The 25195-nt window shown below is 55.1% G+C and carries 19 protein-coding genes and 1 pseudogene; 13 read left to right on the top strand and 7 right to left on the bottom strand.

The window, feature by feature from the left end; translation table 11 throughout:
• Positions 1-28 precede the first annotated feature (28 nt).
• A complete protein-coding gene (locus tag VH86_RS11855; protein WP_038649342.1) occupies positions 29-760 on the bottom strand; it encodes a gluconate 2-dehydrogenase subunit 3 family protein in 732 nt (243 codons plus the stop codon).
• Between the two features lie 533 nt (positions 761-1293).
• On the opposite strand from VH86_RS11855, the gene VH86_RS11860 reads away from it, so the two are divergent.
• From VH86_RS11860 to VH86_RS11870, 3 genes are all read left to right on the top strand, one after another.
• Positions 1294-2865 (top strand): ABC transporter substrate-binding protein, encoded by a 1572-nt coding sequence (locus VH86_RS11860; RefSeq protein ID WP_045832992.1) that lies wholly within the window; start codon positions 1294-1296, stop codon positions 2863-2865.
• 117 nt (positions 2866-2982) lie between these two features.
• Positions 2983-4485: a helicase HerA-like C-terminal domain-containing protein gene (locus VH86_RS11865; protein ID WP_045832993.1), complete on the top strand. Its 1503-nt coding sequence runs from the start codon at positions 2983-2985 to the stop codon at positions 4483-4485.
• A gap of 158 nt (positions 4486-4643) precedes the next feature.
• Positions 4644-5921 carry a DUF445 domain-containing protein gene (locus tag VH86_RS11870; RefSeq protein ID WP_045832994.1) on the top strand — a complete coding sequence of 426 codons (1278 nt, stop codon included), beginning with the start codon at positions 4644-4646 and terminating at the stop codon, positions 5919-5921.
• A gap of 68 nt (positions 5922-5989) precedes the next feature.
• Here the strand turns inward: VH86_RS11870 and lptG are convergent, their stop codons facing one another.
• Entirely contained in the window at positions 5990-7066 is a 1077-nt protein-coding gene (gene lptG, locus VH86_RS11875; RefSeq protein WP_045815905.1) for an LPS export ABC transporter permease LptG, read from the bottom strand.
• Positions 7066-8166: an LPS export ABC transporter permease LptF gene (lptF, locus tag VH86_RS11880; protein ID WP_045815904.1), complete on the bottom strand. Its 1101-nt coding sequence runs from the start codon at positions 8164-8166 to the stop codon at positions 7066-7068. The genes lptG and lptF overlap by 1 nt, the downstream gene beginning before the upstream one ends.
• A 267-nt stretch (positions 8167-8433) precedes the next feature.
• Here lptF and pepA point away from each other — a divergent pair, with 267 nt between their 5' ends.
• The 4 genes from pepA to VH86_RS11900 all read left to right on the top strand — a co-directional run bounded on the left by pepA (position 8434) and on the right by VH86_RS11900 (position 14105).
• Positions 8434-9945: a leucyl aminopeptidase gene (pepA, locus tag VH86_RS11885; protein ID WP_034826455.1), complete on the top strand. Its 1512-nt coding sequence runs from the start codon at positions 8434-8436 to the stop codon at positions 9943-9945.
• Positions 9946-10215: 270 nt separating this feature from the next.
• Positions 10216-10677 carry a DNA polymerase III subunit chi gene (locus VH86_RS11890; protein ID WP_034826457.1) on the top strand — a complete coding sequence of 154 codons (462 nt, stop codon included), beginning with the start codon at positions 10216-10218 and terminating at the stop codon, positions 10675-10677.
• Between the two features lie 2 nt (positions 10678-10679).
• Positions 10680-13535, top strand: a complete 2856-nt coding sequence (locus VH86_RS11895) for a valine--tRNA ligase (protein WP_045832995.1) — start codon at positions 10680-10682, stop codon at positions 13533-13535.
• 63 nt (positions 13536-13598) lie between these two features.
• Positions 13599-14105: a GNAT family N-acetyltransferase gene (locus VH86_RS11900; RefSeq protein WP_369800327.1), complete on the top strand. Its 507-nt coding sequence runs from the start codon at positions 13599-13601 to the stop codon at positions 14103-14105.
• Between the two features lie 26 nt (positions 14106-14131).
• Here VH86_RS11900 and VH86_RS11905 read toward each other — a convergent pair whose 3' ends face one another.
• Both VH86_RS11905 and rraB read right to left on the bottom strand, forming a co-directional pair.
• A complete protein-coding gene (locus tag VH86_RS11905; protein WP_038649364.1) occupies positions 14132-14893 on the bottom strand; it encodes a tRNA-(ms[2]io[6]A)-hydroxylase in 762 nt (253 codons plus the stop codon).
• A 59-nt stretch (positions 14894-14952) separates the two neighbouring features.
• Positions 14953-15375, bottom strand: a complete 423-nt coding sequence (rraB, locus tag VH86_RS11910; protein ID WP_034826466.1) for a ribonuclease E inhibitor RraB — start codon at positions 15373-15375, stop codon at positions 14953-14955.
• 163 nt (positions 15376-15538) lie between these two features.
• On the opposite strand from rraB, the gene argF reads away from it, so the two are divergent.
• From argF to ridA, 4 genes are all read left to right on the top strand, one after another.
• Positions 15539-16546 (top strand): ornithine carbamoyltransferase, encoded by a 1008-nt coding sequence (gene argF / locus VH86_RS11915; protein WP_045815901.1) that lies wholly within the window; start codon positions 15539-15541, stop codon positions 16544-16546.
• A 232-nt stretch (positions 16547-16778) separates the two neighbouring features.
• Positions 16779-17714 (top strand): aspartate carbamoyltransferase, encoded by a 936-nt coding sequence (gene pyrB / locus VH86_RS11920; RefSeq protein ID WP_034826472.1) that lies wholly within the window; start codon positions 16779-16781, stop codon positions 17712-17714.
• Positions 17715-17724: 10 nt separating this feature from the next.
• On the top strand, positions 17725-18189 hold the full coding sequence (gene pyrI / locus VH86_RS11925; protein WP_038649369.1) for an aspartate carbamoyltransferase regulatory subunit: 465 nt from the start codon (positions 17725-17727) through the stop codon (positions 18187-18189).
• A gap of 78 nt (positions 18190-18267) precedes the next feature.
• Entirely contained in the window at positions 18268-18654 is a 387-nt protein-coding gene (ridA, locus tag VH86_RS11930; RefSeq protein ID WP_034826478.1) for a 2-iminobutanoate/2-iminopropanoate deaminase, read from the top strand.
• A gap of 214 nt (positions 18655-18868) precedes the next feature.
• On the opposite strand, the gene VH86_RS11935 is transcribed toward ridA, so the two are convergent.
• Positions 18869-21253 carry a beta-N-acetylhexosaminidase gene (locus VH86_RS11935; protein WP_045832997.1) on the bottom strand — a complete coding sequence of 795 codons (2385 nt, stop codon included), beginning with the start codon at positions 21251-21253 and terminating at the stop codon, positions 18869-18871.
• A gap of 272 nt (positions 21254-21525) precedes the next feature.
• On the opposite strand from VH86_RS11935, the gene nrdD reads away from it, so the two are divergent.
• A complete protein-coding gene (nrdD, locus tag VH86_RS11940; RefSeq protein ID WP_045832998.1) occupies positions 21526-23664 on the top strand; it encodes an anaerobic ribonucleoside-triphosphate reductase in 2139 nt (712 codons plus the stop codon).
• Positions 23661-24125 (top strand): annotated as a pseudogene (gene nrdG / locus VH86_RS11945) (anaerobic ribonucleoside-triphosphate reductase-activating protein); the annotation flags it as partial. The gene nrdD and the pseudogene nrdG, both read left to right, overlap by 4 nt.
• Here the strand turns inward: nrdG and VH86_RS11950 are convergent.
• Positions 24120-25157, bottom strand: a complete 1038-nt coding sequence (locus VH86_RS11950) for a permease (protein WP_045833000.1) — start codon at positions 25155-25157, stop codon at positions 24120-24122. The pseudogene nrdG and the gene VH86_RS11950 overlap by 6 nt on opposite strands.
• Positions 25158-25195 lie beyond the last annotated feature (38 nt).

Here is a 25195-nt window from a genome sequence, read left to right on the forward strand (position 1 = left end):
TCTCACATACCAAATACGGGGGGGAGGCTTACGCGCGCTCACCCAAGAGGCTGACCGGTCCCAGCGGGTACGGCACGTTGTGCTGCTTCACCCACTCGGTGAAGCTGGCGCGTGCGCCTGGGAAACCAATCGCAATCCAGGCTTTCATGCCCTTATTGCCGCCGTACATGGGATCGGCGAGGTAACCGTGTTTGGTATCAGCCAGAAGCTGGCCAAAGAACTGCGAGGCTTTCAGGTTCGGTTCACCCATTGCCGGGAAATCGATACCGTCATTTTTATTGACCTTGGTCAGCACCGCGTCTTTCTCTTCCAGCGTCAGTTCATGGAAGGATTTTTTGTAGGTGCTCTGCGTCCACTGTTCCACCAGCTTGATGCCTGTGCGATACAGTTCCTGCGGGGTGTAAGGGATCTGATAACCCATGGTGGCTGGCGCGTGCACGTCGAACGGACCCTGCATGTAAATTTCGCCGCCGAACTCAGGGCTATGGAGTTGCTGATCGATAAAGATCGGCACGTTAGTTTCCAGTGCACCTGGCGCCTTGCCCTTACCACCGGCCGGAATCAGACGATCGGTCGCGGCCAGAATAAACTGCCACTCCTGAGCGCTGAAAAAGATCGGTTTGTAATCGGCGAGTTCCGGTGCTGCCATTTCCGCAGCTTGCGCCGCAGTTAATCCCTTAAATACCAGGTCGCTTAATGGCAAAGCCAATAACGACCCAAGCAAAAACTTACGTCTGGTGGTCGGTTTATTTAGAAGCATGGCGCGACGACTCTCACTTGCTAAGAAAGATAATTATTTTTGTTAATGGCTTTATAAATCGGTAAATAACCTGGCAATCTTAGGGATATAAATATTTCTGAATGTAAGAATCAATGTTCGGATGTGTTTTGATGAGAAACCATCATGATGTTGAATTTAGGTTAAGGGCAGGTAAAGGGCTTTCGGAGGGTGAATTGGACTTTTAACCGTACAATTGCTGTGTTTTTAGCAAGTCTGGATGGGCAAATGACCAAAATTGATCGCGTAAAGAAATAATCGCTCAATTCAATCGATAAAAATAAATCATACTTCCATACAAGAGAATTATTCTCATTAATAACATCTTATTTACTTAATTGACCAGTACATGAACGATCTATTTCCTGAAAATGACAGACGGCGCACAATTTAAGTGAAATAATCGCAGAATGTTATCATTTGTTAATTTCCGGGACAGCTCAGAACAAACCGGCATTTTGCCTGAGCGGCGGCAGCGATAGAGTCGATTAATCTATCACTCAGGAAAACAATAAATGCGTGCATTGATTTTGTTGGTCACTTTATGGAGTAGTGCATTTGCCTTACAGGCTGCCACACCAAAAGACACGCTGGTGGTCGCCGTACCGCTGGATGGCATTATCAGCTTCGACCCTGCAGAAAGCTTTGAAACCGTCAGCAACAGCGTACAGCGCAACATCTACCAGACGCTGGTACAAGCCGACCGCGATACGCCACAGAAACTGGCACCGCTGCTGGCCACATCCTGGCAAAGTGGCAGTTCGCCACACAGCCTGGTGTTTAACCTCAAACCGGGTACTCGCTTCTCCAGCGGTAATGCGGTGACACCGCAGGATGTGATTTTCTCACTGACGCGTGCCGTGCAGTTAAACAAGGCACCCTCTTTCATTCTCGCCGAATTTGGCTGGACCCGCGAAAACATCGCCAGCCAGTTTAAGGTGCTGAGTGACCATCAGCTGGAGATACAGTGGCCTGCACAGATCGGTCAGGACTTGGCGCTGCGCCTGCTGACTGCGCCGGTCGCCTCGGTGGTGGACAGTAAAACCGTGCAGCAGCATGCGGTAAATAACGATTTGGGTAATGGCTGGCTGCACACCCACACCGCTGGCAGCGGCGCGTTCACGATTCAACAGTATGTGCCGCAGCAGGCGCTGGTGCTAAGCGCCAATCCGCAAGCTAACCCGCAGCCACATCTGAAGCGTATTTTGCTAAAAGGCGTGGCCGATGCCGGTGCGCGTCGCCTGTTGATCCAGCAAGGCGATGTGGATGTCGCTTATCAGCTCGGCCCGGATCAAATCGATGCGCTAAAGAGCGATAAAAACCTGCGCATCGAGGCGTTCCCTTCGAGCCTGGTGTATTACCTGGGCTTCAATACCCAAAACAAAGCGCAACCTGCACTGGGCAACCCGGCCCTGTGGGAAGCGGCGCGTTGGTTGGTGGATTACCAGTCCATCTCAAAAGATTTGCTGAAAGGTCAGTACCGCATTCATCAGAGTTTCCTGCCACAGGGCTTTGATGGCGCGCTAGAGGAACAACCTTTCCATTACGATGTGGCGAAAGCCAAAGCGATATTGGCCAAAGGGGGCATTAAACCCGGCAGCAAGTTTGCGCTGACGGTGATCAACCAGCCGCCGTACATTGATGTTGCCCAGGCGCTACAGGCCAGCTTTGCCAAAGCGGATGTGCAGATTGAGCTGCAGCCGGTGGCAGAATCCGAGTTGTGGAGCAAAATGCGCGGCCGCGATTTCCAGTCGATCTTTATCTACTGGGGCGCGGATTACGTTGACCCCAATACCAATGCTAGCGCTTTTGCTTACAACGTGCCGGGCGGCTCAAAAACGCTGGCGTGGCGAGTCGGCTGGGAGATTCCTGCACTCAGCGCGAAGACACGTGCCGCTGCGGGTGAAAGTGACGCCACCCAACGCCGTGCGCTTTACACCGATCTGCAAAATACCGTGCAGCAGAACTCACCGTTTGTGGTGATGCTACAAGGTGCGCAGCAGGTCGCGGTGCGTAACAACGTCAATCATGTGCAGCAAGGGATTGGGGTGAGCTTGCTGTTCTTTGATGTGGTACAAAAGCAGTAAATTCTGTTGATGGGGGAATGACTTCCCCCCTCAACACTTTCAGTACAATCTTCATCCTTCTCCTCGCATCGCTTGCTATTCTTTCTGGCATAACCTGTTGCCTGCGAGTGAAAAAATATGACCACCCCGTTGCTGATTGCTCAAACGCCCGACATCCAGTTATCCCTGCTTTCCAATATGGCGAACCGCCACGGCTTAATCACTGGCGCCACCGGCACCGGTAAAACCGTGACGCTGCAAAAAATCGCCGAGTCCTTCTCCAATATCGGCGTGCCGGTGTTTATGGCCGATGTGAAAGGCGATCTGACTGGCGTAGCCACCGCCGGTGAAGGCTCGGAAAAGTTGCTGGCACGGCTGGAAAAGATTGGCGTGACCGACTGGCAGGCACAGAAAAATCCGGTGATGGTGTGGGACATTTTTGCCGAGAAAGGCCATCCAGTGCGCGCCACCGTGTCCGACCTTGGACCGCTATTGCTGGCGCGCTTGCTCAACCTCAATGATGTGCAATCGGGCGTGCTGCAAATCATCTTCCGCATCGCCGACGATCAGGGCCTGTTGCTGCTGGATTTCAAAGATCTGCGCGCCATGACGCAATACATCGGCGATAACGCAAAATCCTTCCAGACGCAGTACGGCAACATCAACAGCGCCTCTGTGGGGGCGATTCAACGTGGCTTACTGGCGCTGGAACAGCAAGGCGCTGAACACTTCTTCGGCGAGCCGATGCTGGATATCCGTGACTGGATGCGTTGTGACAACGAAGGCAAAGGTTTCATCAATATCCTTTCCGCCGAGAAGCTGTATCAAATGCCGAAACTCTATGCCACCAGCCTGCTGTGGCTGCTGGCGGAACTCTACGAGCAGTTGCCCGAAGCGGGCGATCTCGATAAACCGAAAATGGTGTTCTTCTTTGATGAGGCACATCTGTTGTTTACCGATGCGCCGCCGGTGCTGCTGGAGAAAGTGGAGCAAGTGATCCGTCTGATTCGATCCAAAGGCATCGGCGTCTATTTCGTCACGCAGAATCCGGCGGATATCCCTGATAACGTGCTCGGCCAGCTGGGCAACCGCGTGCAACACGCCCTGCGCGCCTTCACACCAAAAGATCAAAAAGCGGTGAAAAGCGCCGCCGAAACCATGCGCGCCAATCCGGCATTCAATACCGTGGAAGCCATTCAGGCGCTGGGCACTGGCGAGGCACTGATTTCGTTCCTCGATGAAAAAGGCAGTCCATCGATGGTGCAGCGCGCCATGGTGATTGCGCCTGGCTCGCGCATGGGGCCGATAACGCAGGATGAGCGCAACGGCCTGATCAATAACTCACCGTTGTACGGCAAATACGATACCGAAGTGGATCGCGAATCCGCGTTTGAGATGCTGCAAAAAGGGGTGCAAGCCGCGCCACAGCAGGCCGATGCGCCGGAAGCCAAAGGCAATAATGTCGAAGTTGATGATGGCATTCTCGGCGGGTTGAAAGACATTCTGTTTGGCACCACCGGACCGCGCGGCGGCAAGCGCGATGGCGTGGTGCAGAGCGTGGCAAAAAGCGCGGCGCGCCAGGTAACCAACCAGATCATTCGTGGCGTACTGGGGAGTTTGATGGGCGGCCGTCGTCGATAACACACTGAAAATATTTATCTTCCTCCGCAGCGCTATGTATGGCGCGGGTATCAGCGACGCTGCAGTGACACCTGCGCGCCGCGACATCAATGACGCTGATTGAATAGGTACAATGATTCGCACCGCCACCATAAGGTGTGGTCTGCTAAGATCGTTATATGGATAAATATCAACAACTCAAACGGAGCAAGCGTCTGGCGCTCGCATTGCTGCTGGTTGCCGCAGTGACTTTTGTCGTGACGCTGTTTCTGCCACCCAATTTTTGGGTGCTTGGTCTCAAGGCCATTGCTGAAGCGGCGATGGTCGGTGCGCTGGCAGACTGGTTTGCGGTGGTCGCGCTGTTTCGCCGCGTGCCGGTGCCCTTCATCTCGCGTCATACGGCGATCATTCCGCGCAACAAGGATCGCATCGGGGAGAATCTTGGCCGCTTTGTGCAGGAGAAATTTCTTGATACCGATTCGTTGCTGGCGCTGATACGCCGCCACGATCCCTCGCAGATGCTGGCGCACTGGCTCAACACACCGGGCAACGCCGATCGCATTGGCCGCCATCTGCTGCAGGTGATGCGCGGCTTCCTTGATCTCACGGATGATGAACGCATCCAGCGCTTCCTGCGGCGTGCCATGCATCGCGCACTGGATAAGGTCGATCTGACGCAATCCAGCGCACTGCTGCTCGACAGCCTGACCAAAAACAATCGTCATCAGGAACTGCTCGATGCCGCAGTACAACAGCTGCTGCGTCTGCTGCATAAGCCTGGCACGCGTGAATTTATCGCGGCTCAGATTGTGCGCTGGCTGAAGCGTGAACATCCGATCAAAGCCAAAATGCTCCCCACCGAATGGCTGGGCGAGCACAGTGCTGACCTGGTGGCCAATGCAGTGGACTCGATTCTTGATGAAGTGGCACTGGATCAGGGCCATGAATTCCGCCTCGGTTTTAATCGCGCCGTGCAGCGACTGATTGAGAAGCTAAAAACTGATCCCGAAATGGCTGAACGTGCTGAGGTGATCAAAAGCTGGCTGAAAGAGGATGAGTCGCTGAATCGCTACATCGGCGAACTATGGCAGGACTTGCGTAGCTGGCTGAAGGCCGATCTTAACAGTGAAGATTCTCGCGTGCAGGAGCGCGTGCGTCTTGCCGCGCTATGGTTCGGCGAAACGCTGGCAGCAGATGAAGCGCTGCGTACCTCGATGAATCAACACCTGGAAGATGCCGCCCGCAGCATCGCTCCAGAGTTCGCCGAATTCCTGACCCGCCACATCAGCGATACCGTAAAGAGCTGGGATGCGCGAGAGATGTCGCAACAGATTGAGTTGAACATTGGCCGCGATCTGCAGTTTATTCGGATTAACGGGACGTTGGTGGGAGGCACGATCGGGTTGGTGTTGTACTTGTTGTCGCAGCTACCGAGCTGGATTCATATATTGAAGTGACAAAAAAGCCGCCATGACATTGGCGGCTTTTTGGATTTTCGTAATAGCGACAGGCTATAGCTGAGCTATCAACTGCGCTTCATCAACAGATACAAGCTGATGGCAAAGAACGCGGCGCTCGGCAATAGCGCCCCCAGAAGCGGCGGGATGCCATACACCAGACTCAGCGGTCCGAAGATCTGATCCAGCACGTAGAACAGGAAGCCGAAGCTGATACCCGTCACCACGCGCACGCCCATCGACACACTTCGCAGCGGACCAAAAATAAACGACAGCGCCATGAGCATCATCACCGCCACGGACAGCGGCTGGAAGATTTTACCCCACATGTTCAGCAGATAACGCCCTGATACCTGGCCACTCTGCTTAAGGTATTTGCTGTAGTTGTACAGACCGCTAATGGACAGTGCATCCGGATCCAACGCGACCACGCCGAGTTTGTCAGGCGTCAGGTTGGTTTTCCACTCCCCGCCCAGACTTTGCGAACCGGTAATCTGTTTCGCATCACTCAGGTTGGACTCATCCACCTGCGACAGCTGCCACAACTTCTTGTCTTTGTTCCAGGTCGCACTGGCGGCATAACGCACGCTGAGAAGGCGGCGCTGATCGGTGAAGGTGTAAATGCTGACGCCATCAATCTCGCTGTCGCCTTTAATGCGTTCGATGTAGATAAAGTCATGACCATCTTTCGCCCACAGCCCATTCTGCGTCGACATCAGCGAGCCGCCGTACAGCTGCTGCGCACGGTAGTTACGCGCCATCTGCTCGCCCTGCGGTGCCACAAATTCGCCAATAGCCATGGTCAACAGCACCAGCGGAATCGCGGTTTTCATCACCGCCAGCGCCACCTGCATACGGGTAAAGCCCGATGCCTGCATCACCACCAGCTCGCTGCGCTGCGCTAGCGTTCCCAAGCCCAACAGTGCACCCAATAGCGCGGCCATCGGGAAGAAGATTTCAATATCTTTCGGTACGCTGAGCAGCGTGTAGTAACCGGCGTCGAGCGCGGTGTAAGCGCCCTGCCCGGTTTTACGTAGCTGATCGACAAACTTGATGATGCCCGATAGCGACACCAGCATGAACAATGTCAGCATGATGGTGTTGAAAATGGTTTTACCGATATAGCGGTCAAGGACCTTAAACATCACTGCGATCCTCCACGACTAAAGCGACCACGAATGCGTCGCATCGGTACCGTATCCCACAGGTTCAACATCACGGCCAGCGCCAGATAAGCCAGGTTCACTACCCACATCCAAATCGCGGGATCGAACCTGCCTTTCGCTGCGTTAGAACGTAACGAACTCTGTAACAGGAAGAAGATCAGATACAGCAGCATCGCAGGCAGCATTGACAGCACACGCCCCTGACGAGGGTTGACCACGCTGAGCGGCACCACCATCAACGCCATCACCAGCACCGCAAACACCAGCGTTAAACGCCAGTGGAACTCGGCCTGGAACTGCGGCGTTTTGTTTTGGTACAGCGTGCTAATGCTCGCCTGATCGGCATCATTCGGATCGAGCGTGGCTTCTTTATAGCCCACCAGCGCCTGGTAGTTGGTGAAGTCGGTGATGCGGAAATCGCGCAGCATCGCCGTGCCCTCGAAGCGCGTGCCTTTATCCAGCGTCACCACTTGAGAACCGTCTTTACGTTGTTCCATATGACCGCTGTCAGCCAGCACCACCGATGGGCGTGCATTGCCTTTCGGACGCAGCTGGGCCAGAAACACGCTACCAAAGTGATTACCCTTCACATTTTCCACAAACAGCACAGTATTACCGTCGCTGGAGGTCTGGAACTGGCCCGCCGCCAGCGCCGCTGCGCCAGGGTTGGCTTTGGCATTTTGTGTGACTTCATCCTGGTAACGCGATGACCATGGTCCCAACCAAAGGACGTTGACCGCTGCGACCGCTGAAGTCAGCAGCATCAGGATCATCGCGGCCTTGACCAGCACGCTTTTCCCCAGGCCGCAGGCATGCATCACCGTGATCTCACTTTCGGTGTACAGCCGCCCAAGGGTCATTAAAATCGCCAGAAACAAGCTTAGGGGCAGGATAAGTTGTGCCATTTCAGGCACGCCAAGTCCTAACAATGTCAGAACCAGATTTGTTGGGATCTCGCCATCCACCGCTGCACCCAAAATCCTGACTAACTTCTGGCAAAAGAAGATCAGTAGCAGGATGAACAGGATAGCCAGCTGGCTTTTGAGCGTTTCCCGAACCAGATATCTAATGATGATCACGCTTAGTACGCCTGTGATAACTTGTCTTTTTGCAGGAAAATCGCTAGTTTCAACGCTTATCAGCCATTTTTCTTCATCAATGGCCGTCATCGTAGCTAAAATAGTATGACGAACGCGTTAGGGTGGTGAAAAAACAACACATTGCCACCACATCTCATTATGACCGTCGGCGTTAAATTGTCATGGCGCCGCTAAAAATAATGGGTTACGAACGCGCTACATTCTAACGACAGCTAAGGCCGTTGTCTTTAAGATTCAGGAGAGTGCATGGAGTTCAGTGTAAAAAGCGGTAGCCCGGAAAAACAGCGTAGCGCCTGCATTGTTGTAGGCGTTTTCGAACCGCGCCGTTTGTCACCCATTGCTGAACAGCTGGATAAAATCAGCGACGGCTACATCAGCGCCCTGCTGCGCCGCGGTGAACTGGAAGGCAAAGTCGGTCAGACCTTGCTGCTGCACCATGTGCCTAACATCCTGTCTGAACGTATCCTGTTGATCGGCTGCGGTAAAGAGCGCGAGCTGGATGAACGCCAGTACAAGCAGGTGATTCAGAAGACCATCAATACGCTGAACGACACGGGTTCGATGGAAGCGGTGTGCTTCCTGACCGAACTGCATGTTAAAGGGCGCAACACTTACTGGAAAGTCCGCCAGGCGGTTGAAACCTCAAAAGAAGCGCTCTACAACTTCGACCAGCTGAAAAGCAATAAAGTTGAACCGCGCCGCCCACTGCGCAAGCTGGTGTTCAACGTGCCAACCCGTCGTGAACTCACCAGCGGTGAACGTGCGATTCAGCATGGTTTAGCGGTGGCAGCGGGCGTCAGAGCCGCCAAAGACCTCAGCAATATGCCGCCAAATATTTGTAACGCCGCATATCTGGCGTCGCAGGCGCGTCAGTTGGCTGATGCGTACAGCAAAAATGTCACCACGCGTGTCATCGGCGAACAGCAGATGAAAGAGCTGGGCATGAACGCGTATCTGGCGGTCGGTGCTGGCTCACACAACGAATCATTAATGTCGGTGATTGAATACAAAGGCAGTACCGATCCGGAAGCGCGTCCGATTGTGCTGGTCGGTAAAGGCCTGACCTTCGATTCCGGTGGTATCTCGATCAAACCTGCCGATTCGATGGATGAGATGAAGTACGACATGTGCGGCGCGGCGTCCGTGTACGGCGTGATGCGCATGGTGGCGGAACTCAATCTGCCATTGAACGTCGTCGGCGTACTGGTGGGTTGTGAGAACATGCCGGATGGTCGTTCGATGCGTCCAGGCGATGTGCTGACCACCATGTCGGGCCAGACCGTTGAAGTGCTGAATACCGATGCGGAAGGCCGTCTGGTGTTGTGCGATGCGCTGACTTACGTGGAGCGCTTCGAGCCAGAAGTGGTGATTGACGTTGCGACCCTGACCGGTGCCTGCGTGATTGCGCTGGGCCATCACGTCAGCGGTTTGATGTCGAACCATAATCCACTGGCGCACGAGTTGATCAGCGCCTCAGAACAAGCAGGTGACCGCGCGTGGCGTCTGCCGATGGCGGATGAGTATCAGGAGCAGCTGGAATCCAATTTTGCCGATATGGCAAACATTGGCGGCCGTCCCGGCGGTGCCATCACGGCAGCCTGTTTCCTGGCGCGTTTTGCGCGTAAGTTTAACTGGGCGCACCTGGACATCGCGGGTACCGCATGGCGTTCTGGCAAGGCCAAAGGCGCCACCGGCCGCCCGGTTCCGCTGCTGTCGCAGTTCCTGTTGAACCGCGCGGGTCTGAACGGCGACGATTAAAGCCGCGAAAAAATATACACAAATAATTCGAGGTGCAGGAAGGCGGCAAATGAGCGACAAATCGACTTGTCGATTTGAACAGCGCTTACGCTGGCCCGCAGGGTGAACCTCCTTCGGGAGGTTCATAGTCCCGATGAGCTTACTCAAGTCAGTGATTCGGGTGGGCGAGAGCAGCCAACGCATCTGCACCTTGAAGTATGAAGTGTATAGACGTATGAACTCATGGGGCGCAAAATGCGCCCCACTGTCATTAATGGAAATAAGCTTGCCATGAAAAACGCCACTTTCTATGTGATGGAGTCGGAAAGCGCCAGTGACGGCCTGAGCGCCATCGAAGCACTGGTGTGCGATCTGGCCGAAACACGCTGGCGTGACGGCAAACGCATTCTGATTGCCTGCGAGAATGAAGAGCAGGCCAATCGTCTGGATGAAGCGCTCTGGCAGCGCCCCGCCAACGCCTTTGTGCCACACAATCTGGCGGGTGAAGGCCCACGCTACGGTGCCCCGGTTGAGCTGGCCTGGCCGCAACGACGCGGCAGTTCACCGCGTGACCTGCTGATCAGCCTGCTACCACAGTTCGCAGATTTTGCTACTGGTTTCCATGAAGTGATAGACTTTGTTCCTTACGAAGAATCCCTAAAACAACTGGCGCGCGATCGCTACAAAACGTATCGCAGCGTTGGTTTCCAATTGAATACGGCGACGCCACCTCCGCCGCAAACGACAGTGTAGAAATGGAAAAGACATATAACCCGCAAGATATCGAGCAGCCGCTCTACGAGCACTGGGAACAGCAGGGCTACTTCAAACCGAATGGCGACACCAGCCAGGAAAGCTTTTGCATCATGATCCCGCCGCCGAACGTCACCGGCAGCTTGCATATGGGTCACGCTTTCCAGCAGACCATCATGGATACCATGATTCGCTACCAGCGCATGCAGGGTAAAAACACCCTGTGGCAGGCAGGTACTGACCATGCCGGTATCGCGACGCAGATGGTGGTTGAGCGCAAGATCGCCGCTGAAGAGGGCAAAACTCGCCAGGATTACGGCCGTGATGCTTTCATCGATAAAATCTGGCAGTGGAAAGCAGAGTCCGGCGGCACCATCACCCGTCAGATGCGTCGCCTTGGCAACTCCGTGGATTGGGAGCGCGAGCGCTTCACCATGGATGAAGGCCTGTCCAATGCGGTGCGTGAAGTCTTCGTGCGCCTGTATAAAGAGAATCTGATTTACCGTGGCAAACGCCTGGTGAACTGGGATCCAAAACTGCGTACCGCTATCTCCGATCTGGAAGTGGAAAACCGTGAGAGCAAAGGCTGCATGTGGCATATCCGCTACCCGCTGGCCGATGGCGTGAAAACCGCAGAAGGCAAAGATTACCTGGTGGTCGCCACCACTCGTCCGGAAACCCTGCTGGGCGATACCGGCGTGGCGGTGAATCCGGAAGATCCACGTTACAAAGATCTGATCGGCAAAGAGCTGATCCTGCCGCTGGTGAACCGTCGTATTCCTATCGTGGGTGATGATCACGCCGATATGGAAAAAGGCACCGGCTGCGTGAAGATCACCCCAGCGCATGACTTCAACGACTACGAAGTGGGTCGTCGTCACAAGCTGCCAATGATCAACATCCTGACCTTTGATGGCGATATCCGCGAGCGTGCGGAAGTGTTCGACACCAACGGTGAAGTCAGTGACGAATGCGCCGATGAGATCCCAGCGCAGTTCCAGAAAATGGAGCGTTTCGCTGCGCGTAAAGCCATGGTGGCTGCGGTTGATGAACTCGGCCTGCTGGACGAAATCAAACCACACGATCTGACCGTGCCTTACGGCGACCGTGGCGGCGTAGTTATCGAGCCAATGCTGACCGACCAATGGTATGTGCGCACCGCCCCGCTGGCGAAAGTTGCGGTGGAAGCCGTCGAAAACGGTGACATCCAGTTCGTGCCTAAGCAGTACGAAAACATGTACTTCTCCTGGATGCGCGACATTCAGGATTGGTGCATCTCCCGTCAGCTGTGGTGGGGACATCGCATTCCGGCCTGGTACGACAACGACGGCAACGTCTATGTCGGTCGTACTGAAGCCGAAGTGCGTCAGGAAAATAACCTGGCTGACGTTGTGGTGCTGCGCCAGGACGACGACGTGCTGGATACCTGGTTCTCATCAGGTCTGTGGACCTTCTCGACCCTTGGCTGGCCAGAGAATACCGAAGCGCTGCGTACCTTCCACCCAACCAGCGTGTTGGTGAGCGGCTTCGACATCATCTTCTTCTGGATTGCGCGCATGATCATGCTGACCATGCACTTCATCAAAGATGAAAACGGCAAGCCACAGGTGCCGTTCAAAACCGTGTACATGACCGGTTTGATCCGTGATGAAGAAGGCCAGAAGATGTCCAAGTCGAAAGGCAACGTCATCGATCCACTGGATATGATCGACGGCATTTCGCTGGAAGATCTGCTGGAGAAACGCACCGGCAACATGATGCAGCCACAGTTGGCTGAGAAGATCCGCAAACGTACCGAGAAGCAGTTCCCGGACGGCATTGTGGCTTCCGGCACCGATGCCCTGCGCTTTACCCTGGCGGCACTGGCCTCAACCGGCCGTGACATCAACTGGGATATGAAGCGCCTTGAAGGCTATCGCAACTTCTGTAACAAGCTGTGGAACGCCAGCCGTTTCGTGCTGATGAACACCGAAGAGCATGATTGCGGCCAGAACGGCGGCGAACTGAAGCTGTCACTGGCGGATCGCTGGATTCTGACCGAATTTAACAGCACCGTGAAAGCCTATCGTGAAGCGCTGGACAGCTATCGCTTTGATATCGCTGCCAACATCCTGTACGACTTCACCTGGAACCAGTTCTGTGACTGGTATCTGGAACTGACCAAGCCGGTAATGAGCAACGGCAGCGAAGCGGAACTGCGCGGCACGCGTAATACGCTGGTCACCGTGCTGGAAGCAGTGCTGCGCCTGGCGCATCCGATCATTCCTTACATCACCGAAACCATTTGGCAGCGTGTGAAAGGTCTGAACAACATCGATCACGATACCATCATGCTGCAGCCGTTCCCGCAGTTTGACGCGGCGAAAGAAGATGCCGAAGCCAAAGCGGATATCGAGTGGATCAAACAGGCGATCGTGGCCGTGCGTAACATCCGTGCTGAGATGAACATCGCACCGGGTAAACCGCTGGATGTGCTGCTGCGTGACTGCTCGCCAACCGCGCAGCGTCGTGTTGATGAGAACCGTAGCTTCCTGTCGCGCCTGGCGCGTCTGGAAAGCCTGACCATCCTGCCTGCGGGCGAGAAAGGTCCGGTCTCAGTCACCAAGATCGTCGAAGGCGCTGAGTTACTGATCCCGATGGCGGATCTGGTCAACAAAGAAGCCGAGCTGGAGCGTCTGGCGAAAGAGCTCACCAAGCTGGATGTCGAGATTGAGAAAATCCAGGTCAAACTAGCGAACGAAGGCTTTGTGGCACGTGCACCGGAAGCGGTCGTGGCCAAAGAGCGCGAGCGCATTGTTGAGCTGGAACAATCAAAAGCAAAACTGATTGAACAGCAGGGCGTGATTGCGGCATTGTAAGCGCATCAGTCCAACTGCTTAATCCAGGCCGGGCACTGCCCGGCTTTTTTACACCGGAAGAAAATGATGACCACCGCTACGCCACTGAATTTACAGGTGCGCCCGATTGTTGCGGCCGATAATCCGCTGATTGCCCAGGTGATCCGTGATGTGTCCGCAGAGTTTGGCCTGACCGCAGATAAAGGCTACACCGTGTCCGATCCAAATCTGGATCGCTTGTTCGAGCTGTATAGTGAAGAGAACAGTGCGTATTGGATCGTCGAGCATGAAGGTGTTGTCGTGGGCGGCGGCGGCGTGGCACCTTTGGCGTGTAGCGCGCCGGACATCTGCGAATTGCAGAAGATGTACTTCCTGCCCCAAGTGCGCGGTTTAGGACTGGCACGCGGGCTCGCATTGCGGGCGATGGATTATGCGCGCCAGCAGGGCTTTCGTCGCTGCTACCTGGAAACCACCGGCACCCTCACCCGCGCGATTAAGCTGTATGAATCACTGGGATTTGAGCTGATTGATAGCGCGATGGGTTGTACCGGACACGGCGATTGTGAAGTGCGGATGCTGAAGGTGTTGTGATGAGTGCGCATGACTGCGCACTCGCATTAAAATGCGGGCACACCGCTATGAAAACGCAGTTCACCATCTGGCTCGCTGATTAAGCGCGCCTCGGCGGCACCAAAGGCCTGCACGCGCGGGGCAATATCCTTCGCTGAAATTTGTTCCGCCAGCTTCAGGTAGTCCTGATAGTGGCGCGCTTCAGAACGCAGCAGTGAGATATAGAACTTCTGCAGTTGATCATCCAGATACGGCGCCAGGCTGGCGAAACGTTCGCAGGATCGCGCTTCAATGTAGGCTCCGCAAATCAACTTATCTACCAGCGCATCCGGTTCAAAGGTGCTGATTTCACGTATCAATCCTTTGGCATAACGGCTGGCAGTGATTTTCCGGTATGGCAAACCCCGCGACTGCATAATTTCCCACACCTGATAGAAGTGATGCAGCTCTTCTTTGATCAGCAGAATCATCATCTCGACTAAATCATCCGCCCACGGCAATTCATTACGCACGATGATGCTCTTGGTCAGATTCTTGTGCGCATTGATAAAGTTGCTGTCCGGCTCATCGCGATAGATGAAATCTTCATAGGGTTTAAGCCACGCCAGAATGGCATCGCCACTCGGCTTATCGGCCACATAGCGACGAATGATAAACACCGCGGTTTGAGCCGCTTTCAGCTCGCACACCATGTGGTCGGTCAGCAACAGCGTCAGATTTTCTGGCTTGCGTGCCTCATCAATCCACGCTTGTGGCGTGCGGCAGTGCAGGAATTCATAGATGGGTTCTAACAGTGGAGCGTAATTCATCGGCGTTCTTTATTCTGGCGGGGAATGAGAGTTGGGCGACGAACGCCGCCCATCAAAACTTAGTGACGCACACCGTCGTCTTCTTCGTCGTCGATGAAGTCGCCATCGTCGTCTTCATCTTCCGCGTCCGGGTCTTCGAAATAAGTGCCCCATCCGTCGTAATCGACGTTGAATTTACCGGCCAGATTCACCAGTTGCTCAACCTGCGCATCAATCAGCTCTGGCTTTAATGCGCCTTCGCTCAGGATGTCCACGCACATTACGGTGCCGCCCTCTTCCAGCTCCAGCTCTTCCGGCTCGCTCACTTCAAAGCCCAGTTTGAAAGCCTCAACCGCCACTTTCTCCAGTGAGTCGAAGTTGTTGCAAGAGAGGTGATGCTCGATAGTGTAAAGCGCATCCGGATCGCTGCCGTCTTCCAGCAACTCTTCAATGATCAGGCGGGTTTCTTCGCGCTGTTCTTCCAGCAATGCTTCATATGCCATGTGCGTGTCCTCAAAATGTTCGACGTGAATGCAATTATTTTCCCACACTGCCTCGCGCGCCACTACACAAAACAGAAAGTTTCTTAACGCTGGGGTTGAAAATGCATATTCATACGGTTAGATTGAATTTTAATTCATTATTAGACCCCATCTGGAGCGCTGTATGAGTCAGCTGTATTCGAGACACTTCCTGAGATTGCTGGATTTTACCCCCGCTGAAATCGCCGACCTGCTAAGTCTGGCAGGTGAATTAAAACACGCTAAGAAAAATGCCCAGGAAACGCAGTACCTGAAAGGCAAGAATATCGCGCTCATCTTCGAAAAAGACTCGACCCGTACCCGATGCTCTTTCGAAGTTGCCGCATACGATCAGGGCGCTAACGTCACCTATCTCGGCCCAAGCGGCAGCCAAATCGGCCATAAAGAGTCGATGAAAGACACTGCGCGCGTCCTTGGCCGCATGTATGACGGCATTCAGTATCGTGGCTTCGGTCAGGAACTGGTGGAAACGCTGGCGGAATTTGCCGGTGTGCCGGTGTGGAACGGCCTGACGACCGAATTCCACCCGACGCAGTTGCTGGCAGATTTGCTCACCATGCAAGAACATCTGCCGGGTAAACCATTAAGCGACATGACGTTGGTGTATGTGGGTGACGCTCGTAACAACATGGGCAACAGCATGCTGGAAGCGGCGGCACTGGTGGGTCTGGACCTGCGCCTGGTGGCACCGAAGGGTTGCTGGCCGGAAGAGCAGTTGGTTGAACAGTGTCGCGTTGCCGCACAGAAAACCGGTGGCAAAATCACCCTGACCGAAGACATTGGCGAAGGCGTGCAAGGTGCGGATTTCATCTACACTGATGTGTGGGTGTCGATGGGTGAAGCGAAATCAGTATGGGAAGAGCGTATCGCCCTGCTGCGTCCGTATCAGGTCAACAGCGCCATGCTGGCACTGACCGGCAATCCACAGGTGAAATTCCTGCACTGCCTGCCCGCCTTCCATGATGATCAAACCACGCTGGGCCGTCAGATGGCTGAACAGTATGGTCTGAAAGACGGCATGGAAGTGAGTAATGAGGTGTTTGAATCGGCGCACAGCATCGTTTTCGATCAGGCCGAAAACCGTATGCATACCATCAAAGCGGTGATGGTCGCCACGCTGGGTAATAAGTAAAGCAAACGTTTACCTTGCGGCAATTTCTGCTTGATGCAAATCAGTGAATGCGTATAATGCGCCACAATTTGCCGGAGGAAACATGCAACAGCGCAGCGCACAATTTGCCGCTTTACCCCGCCTGACCACAGGCGATGCAGCTGTTTCTTTCCGTCAACCATTTATCGTAAAAAAAGCCCCTTAAGCAGGGGCTTTTTTTTGTCCGCAATCCGGCAGCGCAGAGGAGAACGCTATGGCCAACCCGCTATATCGCAAGCACATTATTTCCATTAACGATCTCAACCGCGAAGAGCTGGAGCTGGTGTTACACACCGCTGCCCAGCTCAAGGCTCATCCCCAGCCGGAACTGCTGAAGCATAACGTGATTGCCAGCTGCTTCTTTGAAGCCTCAACACGTACCCGTTTGTCGTTTGAAACCGCCATGCATCGCCTCGGCGCTTCGGTGGTGGGCTTCGCCGACGGCAGCAACACCTCGCTGGGTAAGAAAGGCGAAACGCTGGCCGACACCATTTCGGTGATCAGCACTTATGTCGATGCGATTGTGATGCGTCACCCACAGGAAGGCGCCGCGCGTCTGGCGACCGAATTCTCCAGCGGCATTCCGATTCTCAATGCCGGTGACGGTGCCAACCAGCACCCAACGCAAACCCTGCTCGATCTCTTCACCATCCGTGAAACCCAAAGCCGCCTGGATAATCTCAACGTGGCGATGGTCGGTGACCTGAAATATGGCCGCACCGTGCACTCGCTAACGCAGGCGCTGGCGAAATTCACCGGCAACCGTTTCTACTTTATCGCGCCGGATGCGCTGGCGATGCCGGCCTACATCACCGACATGCTGGATGAGCAGAACATTGTCTGGACGCGTCATGACACCATCGAAGAAGTGATGCCAGAACTCGACATCCTCTACATGACCCGTGTGCAGAAAGAGCGTCTCGATCCGTCTGAGTATGCCAACGTTAAAGCACAATTCATCCTGCGCGCGGCCGATTTAGCCGGTGCACGCGATAACATGAAAGTGCTGCATCCGCTGCCGCGTATTGATGAGATCACCACTGACGTCGATAGCACGCCGCACGCCTGGTATTTCCAGCAGGCGGGCAATGGCATCTTCGCCCGCCAGGCTCTGCTGGCACTGGTATTGAATAGCGAACTGGCACTGTAAGGAGAAACCGATGACTCACGATAATAAATTGCAGGTTGAAGCCATCAAGCGTGGCACGGTAATCGACCATATTCCTGCGCAGGTCGGTTTTAAATTACTGTCGCTGTTTCGCCTGACCGAGACCGACCAGCGCATCACCATCGGCCTGAATTTGCCTTCGGGTGAGATGGGCCGCAAGGATTTGATTAAGATCGAGAATACCTTCCTGACCGACGATCAGATCAATCAGCTGGCGGTGTATGCGCCTCACGCCACCGTTAACCGCATTGATGAATACGAAGTGGTGGCGAAAATCGCCCCAACCTTGCCGGATCGTGTCGAGCGTGTGCTTACCTGTCCGAACAGCAACTGCATTAGCCGCAGTGAGCCGGTATGCAGCAGCTTTGCGGTGAAACAGCGCGACGATGATGTGCACCTGAAGTGCAAATATTGCGAGAAAGAGTTCGCGCGCCACGTGGTGCTCGGTCACTGGTAATCGTGCCTATCGTCCCTATAATGGGGCGAACCAATACGCAGCTGACAAGGGTCGGCTGCGCACTTCTAAGGAGAAGCAATGTCTCGCGAAATCAGCACAGAAAAAGCACCCGCAGCAATTGGCCCTTATGTGCAGGGCGTGGATCTCGGCAGCATGATCATCACTTCAGGCCAGATCCCTGTTGATCCGGCGACTGGTGCCGTCGCGGATGATGTGTCTGCGCAGGCGCGTCAGTCACTGGAAAATGTGAAGGCGATTGTGGAAGCCGCTGGCCTGAAAGTGGGCGACATTGTGAAAACCACCGTGTTTGTGAAAGATCTCAACGACTTCGCTACCGTCAATGCCACTTACGAAGCCTTCTTCACCGAGCACAACGCCAGCTTCCCGGCACGTTCTTGTGTGGAAGTCGCGCGCCTGCCGAAAGATGTGAAGATCGAGATTGAGGCAATTGCCGTTCGTCGTTAAGTAAAGGTAATGCGCAATACATTGCGCCGCTACAAACTTTTGCTCAACTGTGGCGGCGCAATGAGTGTGTTAGAACATCACGTTAGCGGCATCATTTCATGGCTTGCTCTTCCACTCCCGTAGCGGCCTGGCTCCAGGTGTGCCATCTCCTCGTAGAGGCATAATTCGATGGTGTACCATCCCCCGGTAGCGGCACGATGCATCGCGCATCTGTTTATTTAGACGACCTCAATAACTTCTCCAGCGGCCTGACCAGAGCCAGCACAGTTTCATCCTGCACCTGTGCCGCAGCATCCAGTTTGGCATGCATCCCGGCGACTTCGCTGGCACCGTACGCCTGATTACGCTGCATCGCATTGACCAAATCAATGCCCATGCGGCTCAGTTCCGCCACCTGCTGAACCTGCTGCTGCAACGGTTTCAATTGGTAATTGCTCAATATCAACGGCATCACAGCATCACTGTTGTTTTGCCAACGCTGAAATTGCTGGCGAATGGCGTTGGCCGCGCCGCGATCCTCGCGATTTGCCATCAGAGCATCCACCTGTTTGTCCAGTAAGCGCACCGCTTCGCTCTCGGCAGGCAGCACATCCGCCAGACGGTTGAGCGGCTCAAAGTAATCGTAATGCCCTGCCTGGAACTTCAGGTGCTGACGCGTGTAATACTGTGCCGGTTCCAGCACCTCCGCCAGCACGCGCAGCGGCGTGATATCGCTGGTGTTGGCTAATCGCATCATCTGCACGTCCGCCTGCTGATGCTGTTGTAATCCCACCGATACCGTGCCCCAGCGGTCCACTGCGTTTAAACGCTGATACATGTTGTCGCTGTCGGTGACATCCTTCGCCGACCACAGGCGCTCAGCCACCACAAAGGCACGCGGCCATAGACGCGTATCAATGACCCGACTGTTGACGTTTTCCGCCCACAGCGCAGCCTCGCCGCCAATGAGATTGTTTTGCATCTGTTGTGGCGTAGGGACGGAGGGTTGAATGCCGGTTGGCACCTGCGCCAGCTTATTGCCCTCGGTGGGATAGCGCACATTGCCCACCAGCATGTAGCCGGTCAGTTTGTCCTGCGTCAGAGTGACCATTGGCTGGAACGGCCCCATCCAGGTATCAACGCTAAAGGTCAGCTGCGTGGGTGACAGCCAGCGAATATCACTCACCATGCGCCGCGCTTTGCCGCTGAAATCAATAAAGCCACGCCAGCCGTTTTTCGCTTCCACCAGAGTGAAACTGCCTTTGACCGGGCTGCCCTTCAAACGCGGCATGGTGAACTGCCAGCTCTGCGCTTGCTCTCCGGCTTGAATCTGATCCTGCCCCTGGAGTCCCTGCGGCCAGGGCTCGTTGCGGTAGTGGTAAGCTGCGGTTTGCGGTTGATCGAGATAGAAACCGGTTGAGAGAATGCCACGGAAATCGTGCTTCGCCACTTCACCTAACGCATCCTGCCCCTGCCAGGACTGGATCAAAATGCTGTTCGGCAGATCCGGATGGTAAACCTCATCCCAGCCAATCATGCGACGTTGATGCGCTTCCAGGATCTTCTCCACCCGCTGATTGAACCACGCCTGTAATGCGTGCGTGTCCTTCAGACCATGGTCGCGCATAAACTGCTGTATTTTCGGCGAGTCATTCCACTGTGTTGGATCCACTTCATCTCCGCCAATATGGATATAGGGATCCGGGAAGATCGCGGTGACTTCACCCATCAGCGTATCGATAAAGGTGAAGACGGCTTCGTTGCTGGGATCAAGCAACGGTTTAAACACACCCCAGCCGCGTTCCATCTTGTACGGGCCCGGCGCGCTGAGCAGTTCTGGCATCGCCACCGCGATCGCCGAGGCGTGCCCCGGCACATCAATTTCCGGCACCACGCGCACACCCCGCTGTGTGGCATAACGCACCACATCGCGCATTTGCTGCTGCGTGTAGTAAAGGCCGTCGCTGGCCTTCTCCTGCAACTGCGGATAGTGGCTGGAGGCAAATCGCCAGCCCTGGTCATCGGTCAGATGCCAATGGAATACGTTCATACGCGCAGCGGCGATACCGTCGATTTGCCTTTTCACGGTTTCAATCGGCAGGAAGTGGCGTGCCGAGTCGATTAGCACCCCGCGCCACGGGAATCGAGGTTTATCGTCAATGGTGACATAGGGAATCTGCGTTCCCGTCTCATTATTCTCAATCAACTGCAGCAGGGTCTCCATGCCGCGCATCGCACCGAAACGCGTGTTGGCTTTTAGCGTCACGCCGCCGCTGTTAACCTCAAGATGATAGCTCTCATCGCTGTCCGGCTGTGGCAAGGGATCCACCGCCTGAGCGATTTGCACCTGGATCGTCGCCTGATCGCCCGGTGCGCTGGTGGGCAGCAGCGGCCAACCGGTTTGACGTGAAATACGCGCTCGCCAGCGCGCTTCAGCCCCCTCCAGATGATCGCCCGTAATATTCAGCGTGAATTGCGGCGTCAGCGTGAGCTCGCCACCGCTGGCGGGCTGTACCACTTTTTGCGGCCAGGGCATTAAAGGCAGATCAGAGGCGGGGGCAGCAACAGCGGAAAAAGTCAGGGATAAACAACAGGCGAGCAGCGTTCGTTGCAGAGGCATGTAAGGCATCCTTGTAATTAAATGACGGGCCAAAAATAGGCAAAAAATAAATCATTAAACCTGCTTCGCATCGCAAATCAAGTTGTAAAAGGTCGAAGTTTGGCCTGCTTAAAACTTTTGAAGTTTAGTCCGCTTTACCATTGTGCGGCTTTCAATCTTCGTTATGTCTTCTTTGCGGCAGGTCAAAAACAACGCAATTAATTTCAGCCAAAACACCACATATTGCGATTACACTCTGCACAAATATCTACATATAGTTTCACGGAGAGAAAATGGCGGCGGTGGTGATTAAGCGAGACGGCTGTAAAGTGCCGTTTGAAGCGCAGCGTATTGCGCTAGCGGTTCAGGCGGCGGCGCAGGCTGCTCAGATTGATGATGCGAGTTGGTGCACACAGGTCGCAGAGCAAGTGAGCCAGCGATTGTCCGATCGCATTGAGGTCGATATCCGTGACATTCAGTGCGCAGTGGAAGAGACGCTGATGGCCGGACGCTGGCCGCAGCTGGCGCGCGCCTATATCGAGTATCGCCATGACCGTGATTTAGCCCGTGAACAACGTGGCAAACTGCACCACGCCATTCGCGGCCTTGTGGAACAAACCAACGCTGCGCTGCTCAATGAGAATGCGAATAAAGACAGTAAAGTGATCCCCACGCAGCGCGATTTACTGGCGGGCATTGTTGCCAAACATTATGCCCAGCAGCAACTGCTGCCGCGTGATGTGGTGCTGGCGCATGAGCGCGGCGAGATTCATTACCACGACCTCGACTATTCGCCATTTTTCCCGATGTTTAACTGCATGTTGATCGATCTTCAGGGCATGTTGAACAACGGCTTCAAGATGGGCAATGCCGAAATCGAGCCGCCAAAATCCATTGCCACCGCGACGGCGGTGACAGCACAAATCATTGCGCAGGTCGCCAGCCATATTTACGGTGGTACCACCATCAACCGCATTGATGAAGTGCTGGCGCCGTTTGTGACGCTTAGTCTGGAGAAACATCGCGCCGTGGCACAACAGTGGCAGATTCCGGATGCGGAAGCCTATGCGCGCGTGCGCACCGAGAAAGAGTGCTTTGACGCATTCCAGTCCCTGGAATATGAGGTCAACACACTGCATACCGCCAACGGACAGACGCCGTTTGTCACCTTTGGCTTTGGACTCGGCACCGATTGGGCCGCGCGCCTGATCCAGCAGTCGATTCTGCGCAACCGCATCGCGGGGCTGGGTAAAAACCACAAAACCGCGGTGTTCCCTAAACTGGTGTTCGCCATCCGCGAAGGTGTGAATCGCCGCCCCGGCGATTTTAACTACGACATCAAACAGCTGGCGCTGGAGTGTGCCAGCAAACGTATGTATCCCGACATTCTCAATTACGACAAAGTGGTGGAAGTCACCGGCTCGTTCAAAACCCCGATGGGCTGCCGCAGCTTCCTCGGCGCGTATGAGGAAAACGGTAAGCAGATCCACGAAGGGCGAAATAATATTGGTGTCATTAGCCTGAACCTGCCGCGCACCGCGCTGGAAGCCAAAGGCAATGAAGCCCATTTCTGGCTGCTGCTGGATGAGCGGCTAGAACTGGCTAAGCGCGCTTTAATGACACGCATCGCCCGGCTGGAGAAAACCAAAGCACGCGTCGCGCCGATTCTCTACATGGAGGGCGCGTGTGGCGTACGTTTGAATGCTGATGACGAAGTCGGCGCGATTTTCCGCAACGGCCGTGCTTCGATCTCGCTCGGCTACATCGGCCTGCATGAAACGCTGAACGCGCTGAGCGGCAATGAAGTCCATCCGTATGATGCGCAGCACCTGCGGGAAAAAGGCGTGGCGATTGTACAGCGTCTGCGCGACGCCGTGGATGCGTGGAAAGACGAGACAGGCTACGGTTTTAGTCTGTACAGCACGCCGAGCGAAAACCTGTGTGATCGCTTCTGCCGACTCGATGCCGCCGAATTTGGCGTGGTGCCAGGCGTCACCGACAAAGGCTATTACACCAACAGCTTCCACCTCGACGTCGAAAAGAAAGTGAATCCCTACGACAAGATCGATTTTGAAGCGCCCTATCCTGCCATCGCCAATGGCGGCTTCATCTGTTATGGCGAATACCCCAATATTCAGCACAACCTCAAGGCGCTGGAGGATGTGTGGGATTACAGCTATCACCGCGTGCCCTATTACGGCACCAATACGCCAATCGATGAGTGCTACGAATGCGGCTTTACGGGTGAATTCAGTTGCACCAGCAAAGGCTTTACTTGTCCGTGCTGTGGTAACCACGATCCGGCGCGGGTTTCCGTCACGCGCCGTGTTTGTGGCTATCTGGGCAGCCCTGATGCGCGGCCGTTCAATGCCGGTAAGCAGGAAGAGGTGCAGCGTCGCGTTAAGCATCTGGATACCGGACTGCTGGGATGATGCGTATTCACCGCTATTACCCCGTCGATATCGTCAACGGGCCGGGTACACGCTGTACGCTGTTTGTCGCGGGCTGCGAGCATCAGTGTCGCGGCTGTTATAACCAGAGTACCTGGCGGCTGGATTCCGGCGTGCCTTTTACGTTAGAGAAGGAAGAGCAGCTGATTGCCGATCTCAAAGATCAGCGCATTCCACGCCAGGGGCTGTCGCTGAGCGGCGGCGATCCCCTGCATCCGCACAACGTACCACACATCCGCCGTCTGGTGAAACGCGTGCGGCGTGAATGCCCGGATAAAGATATCTGGCTGTGGACCGGCTATGAGATGGCGGAACTGAGCGCGGCACAGCGTGAAGTGGTGGATGAAATTGATGTGCTGATCGACGGGCGGTTTGTGGAAGCGGAGAAAGATGCGCGGCTGCTGTGGCGCGGCAGCCGCAATCAGAAGATCTGGTATTTACGTCAGCCACAGGGCGAGTGTGCCGAGGAGCATGCCGCTCAGCGCCACGCCAGCCAGGGCGATCCACAAGGCGCGCGCCGGGAAGGCACGGTGCAGCATCAGTAAGGACGGCACACTCACGGCGGGTAAGGTCACCAGCAGCGCTAACGCAGGCGCGAGCCCCATGCCCGCCATCATCATGGTCTGTACAATAGGAATTTCTGCGGCTGTCGGGATGACAAACAAACAGCCCGCTATCGCCATCAGCATCACCCAAAACAGCGTGTTGCCCACTGCGCCATCGGCATGCGGAAACAGCCAGACGCGTGCCGCACCCAGCAACAGCACGGCAAAGATATACAACGGAATGGTGTTCCAGAACAGTCGCCACATGACGCGCAGCCAGCGAGTCAGAAACGGCTGCTCGCTGCCGGCAGCCATCACCATGGGCGCGGCAATGGTTTGTTCCGGCACGCTGCGCTGTACCAGCGACGCAATCCCCAACACCATGATTAAGCCCGCCATCAGCCGAATCGCCGCGAAGTGCCAGCCCAGCACAAAGCCCATAAAGATCAGCGTGGCCGGATTCAGCAGCGGGTTCGCCAGCCAGAAGGCCATCGCCGCCCCGCTGGATACCTGCGACTGACGCAACCCCGCCGCCACTGGCGCGGCACAACAGGTGCACATCATGCCCGGCAAACCCAGACCGGTGCCGATCAGCGTCGATCCAAACCGCGAGTTGCCCATTAAGCGAAGCAGCCAGTTGCGCGGAATAAGCACTTGTACCAGCGATCCCAGCATCACACCTAACACTGCAGCTTTCCAGACGGCGAGGAAGTAAACCATCGCGTAATCCAGCGCCGCGCGCCACGGTGAGTCCGCGGCATTCGCCAGAATGGATTTGCCGATCGAGTGGGTTTCAGCCGCCGTGAAGGCTTTGCCGTAGTAGGGCTGCCATTTGACGTACCACAGGCCAATGACGACAACGGCGAGGAACAGCAAAGGTTTCCACCATGCGAAGCGCGTCGCCGGGGCAGATGTTGCAAGTTGGGTCATAGCAGATTCCGTATTCTACAGAATAACGAATGCCGCAC

Origin of the sequence: Pantoea sp. BL1 (assembly GCF_000963985.1) — a bacterium.
Taxonomy (GTDB): domain Bacteria; phylum Pseudomonadota; class Gammaproteobacteria; order Enterobacterales; family Enterobacteriaceae; genus Pantoea; species Pantoea rwandensis_B.

Coding starts and splice junctions, on each gene's coding strand:
- pyrB (WP_034826472.1), top strand. CDS start 16,779: ATGGCCAACCCGCTATATCGCAAGCACATTATTTCCATTAACGATCTC.
- VH86_RS11905 (WP_038649364.1), bottom strand. CDS start 14,893: ATGAATTACGCTCCACTGTTAGAACCCATCTATGAATTCCTGCACTGC.
- VH86_RS11950 (WP_045833000.1), bottom strand. CDS start 25,157: ATGACCCAACTTGCAACATCTGCCCCGGCGACGCGCTTCGCATGGTGG.
- pepA (WP_034826455.1), top strand. CDS start 8,434: ATGGAGTTCAGTGTAAAAAGCGGTAGCCCGGAAAAACAGCGTAGCGCC.
- VH86_RS11855 (WP_038649342.1), bottom strand. CDS start 760: ATGCTTCTAAATAAACCGACCACCAGACGTAAGTTTTTGCTTGGGTCG.
- nrdD (WP_045832998.1), top strand. CDS start 21,526: ATGGCGGCGGTGGTGATTAAGCGAGACGGCTGTAAAGTGCCGTTTGAA.
- VH86_RS11870 (WP_045832994.1), top strand. CDS start 4,644: ATGGATAAATATCAACAACTCAAACGGAGCAAGCGTCTGGCGCTCGCA.
- rraB (WP_034826466.1), bottom strand. CDS start 15,375: ATGGCATATGAAGCATTGCTGGAAGAACAGCGCGAAGAAACCCGCCTG.
- VH86_RS11860 (WP_045832992.1), top strand. CDS start 1,294: ATGCGTGCATTGATTTTGTTGGTCACTTTATGGAGTAGTGCATTTGCC.
- lptG (WP_045815905.1), bottom strand. CDS start 7,066: ATGTTTAAGGTCCTTGACCGCTATATCGGTAAAACCATTTTCAACACC.
- VH86_RS11895 (WP_045832995.1), top strand. CDS start 10,680: ATGGAAAAGACATATAACCCGCAAGATATCGAGCAGCCGCTCTACGAG.
- VH86_RS11865 (WP_045832993.1), top strand. CDS start 2,983: ATGACCACCCCGTTGCTGATTGCTCAAACGCCCGACATCCAGTTATCC.
- VH86_RS11935 (WP_045832997.1), bottom strand. CDS start 21,253: ATGCCTCTGCAACGAACGCTGCTCGCCTGTTGTTTATCCCTGACTTTT.
- pyrI (WP_038649369.1), top strand. CDS start 17,725: ATGACTCACGATAATAAATTGCAGGTTGAAGCCATCAAGCGTGGCACG.
- argF (WP_045815901.1), top strand. CDS start 15,539: ATGAGTCAGCTGTATTCGAGACACTTCCTGAGATTGCTGGATTTTACC.
- VH86_RS11900 (WP_369800327.1), top strand. CDS start 13,599: ATGATGACCACCGCTACGCCACTGAATTTACAGGTGCGCCCGATTGTT.
- VH86_RS11890 (WP_034826457.1), top strand. CDS start 10,216: ATGAAAAACGCCACTTTCTATGTGATGGAGTCGGAAAGCGCCAGTGAC.
- ridA (WP_034826478.1), top strand. CDS start 18,268: ATGTCTCGCGAAATCAGCACAGAAAAAGCACCCGCAGCAATTGGCCCT.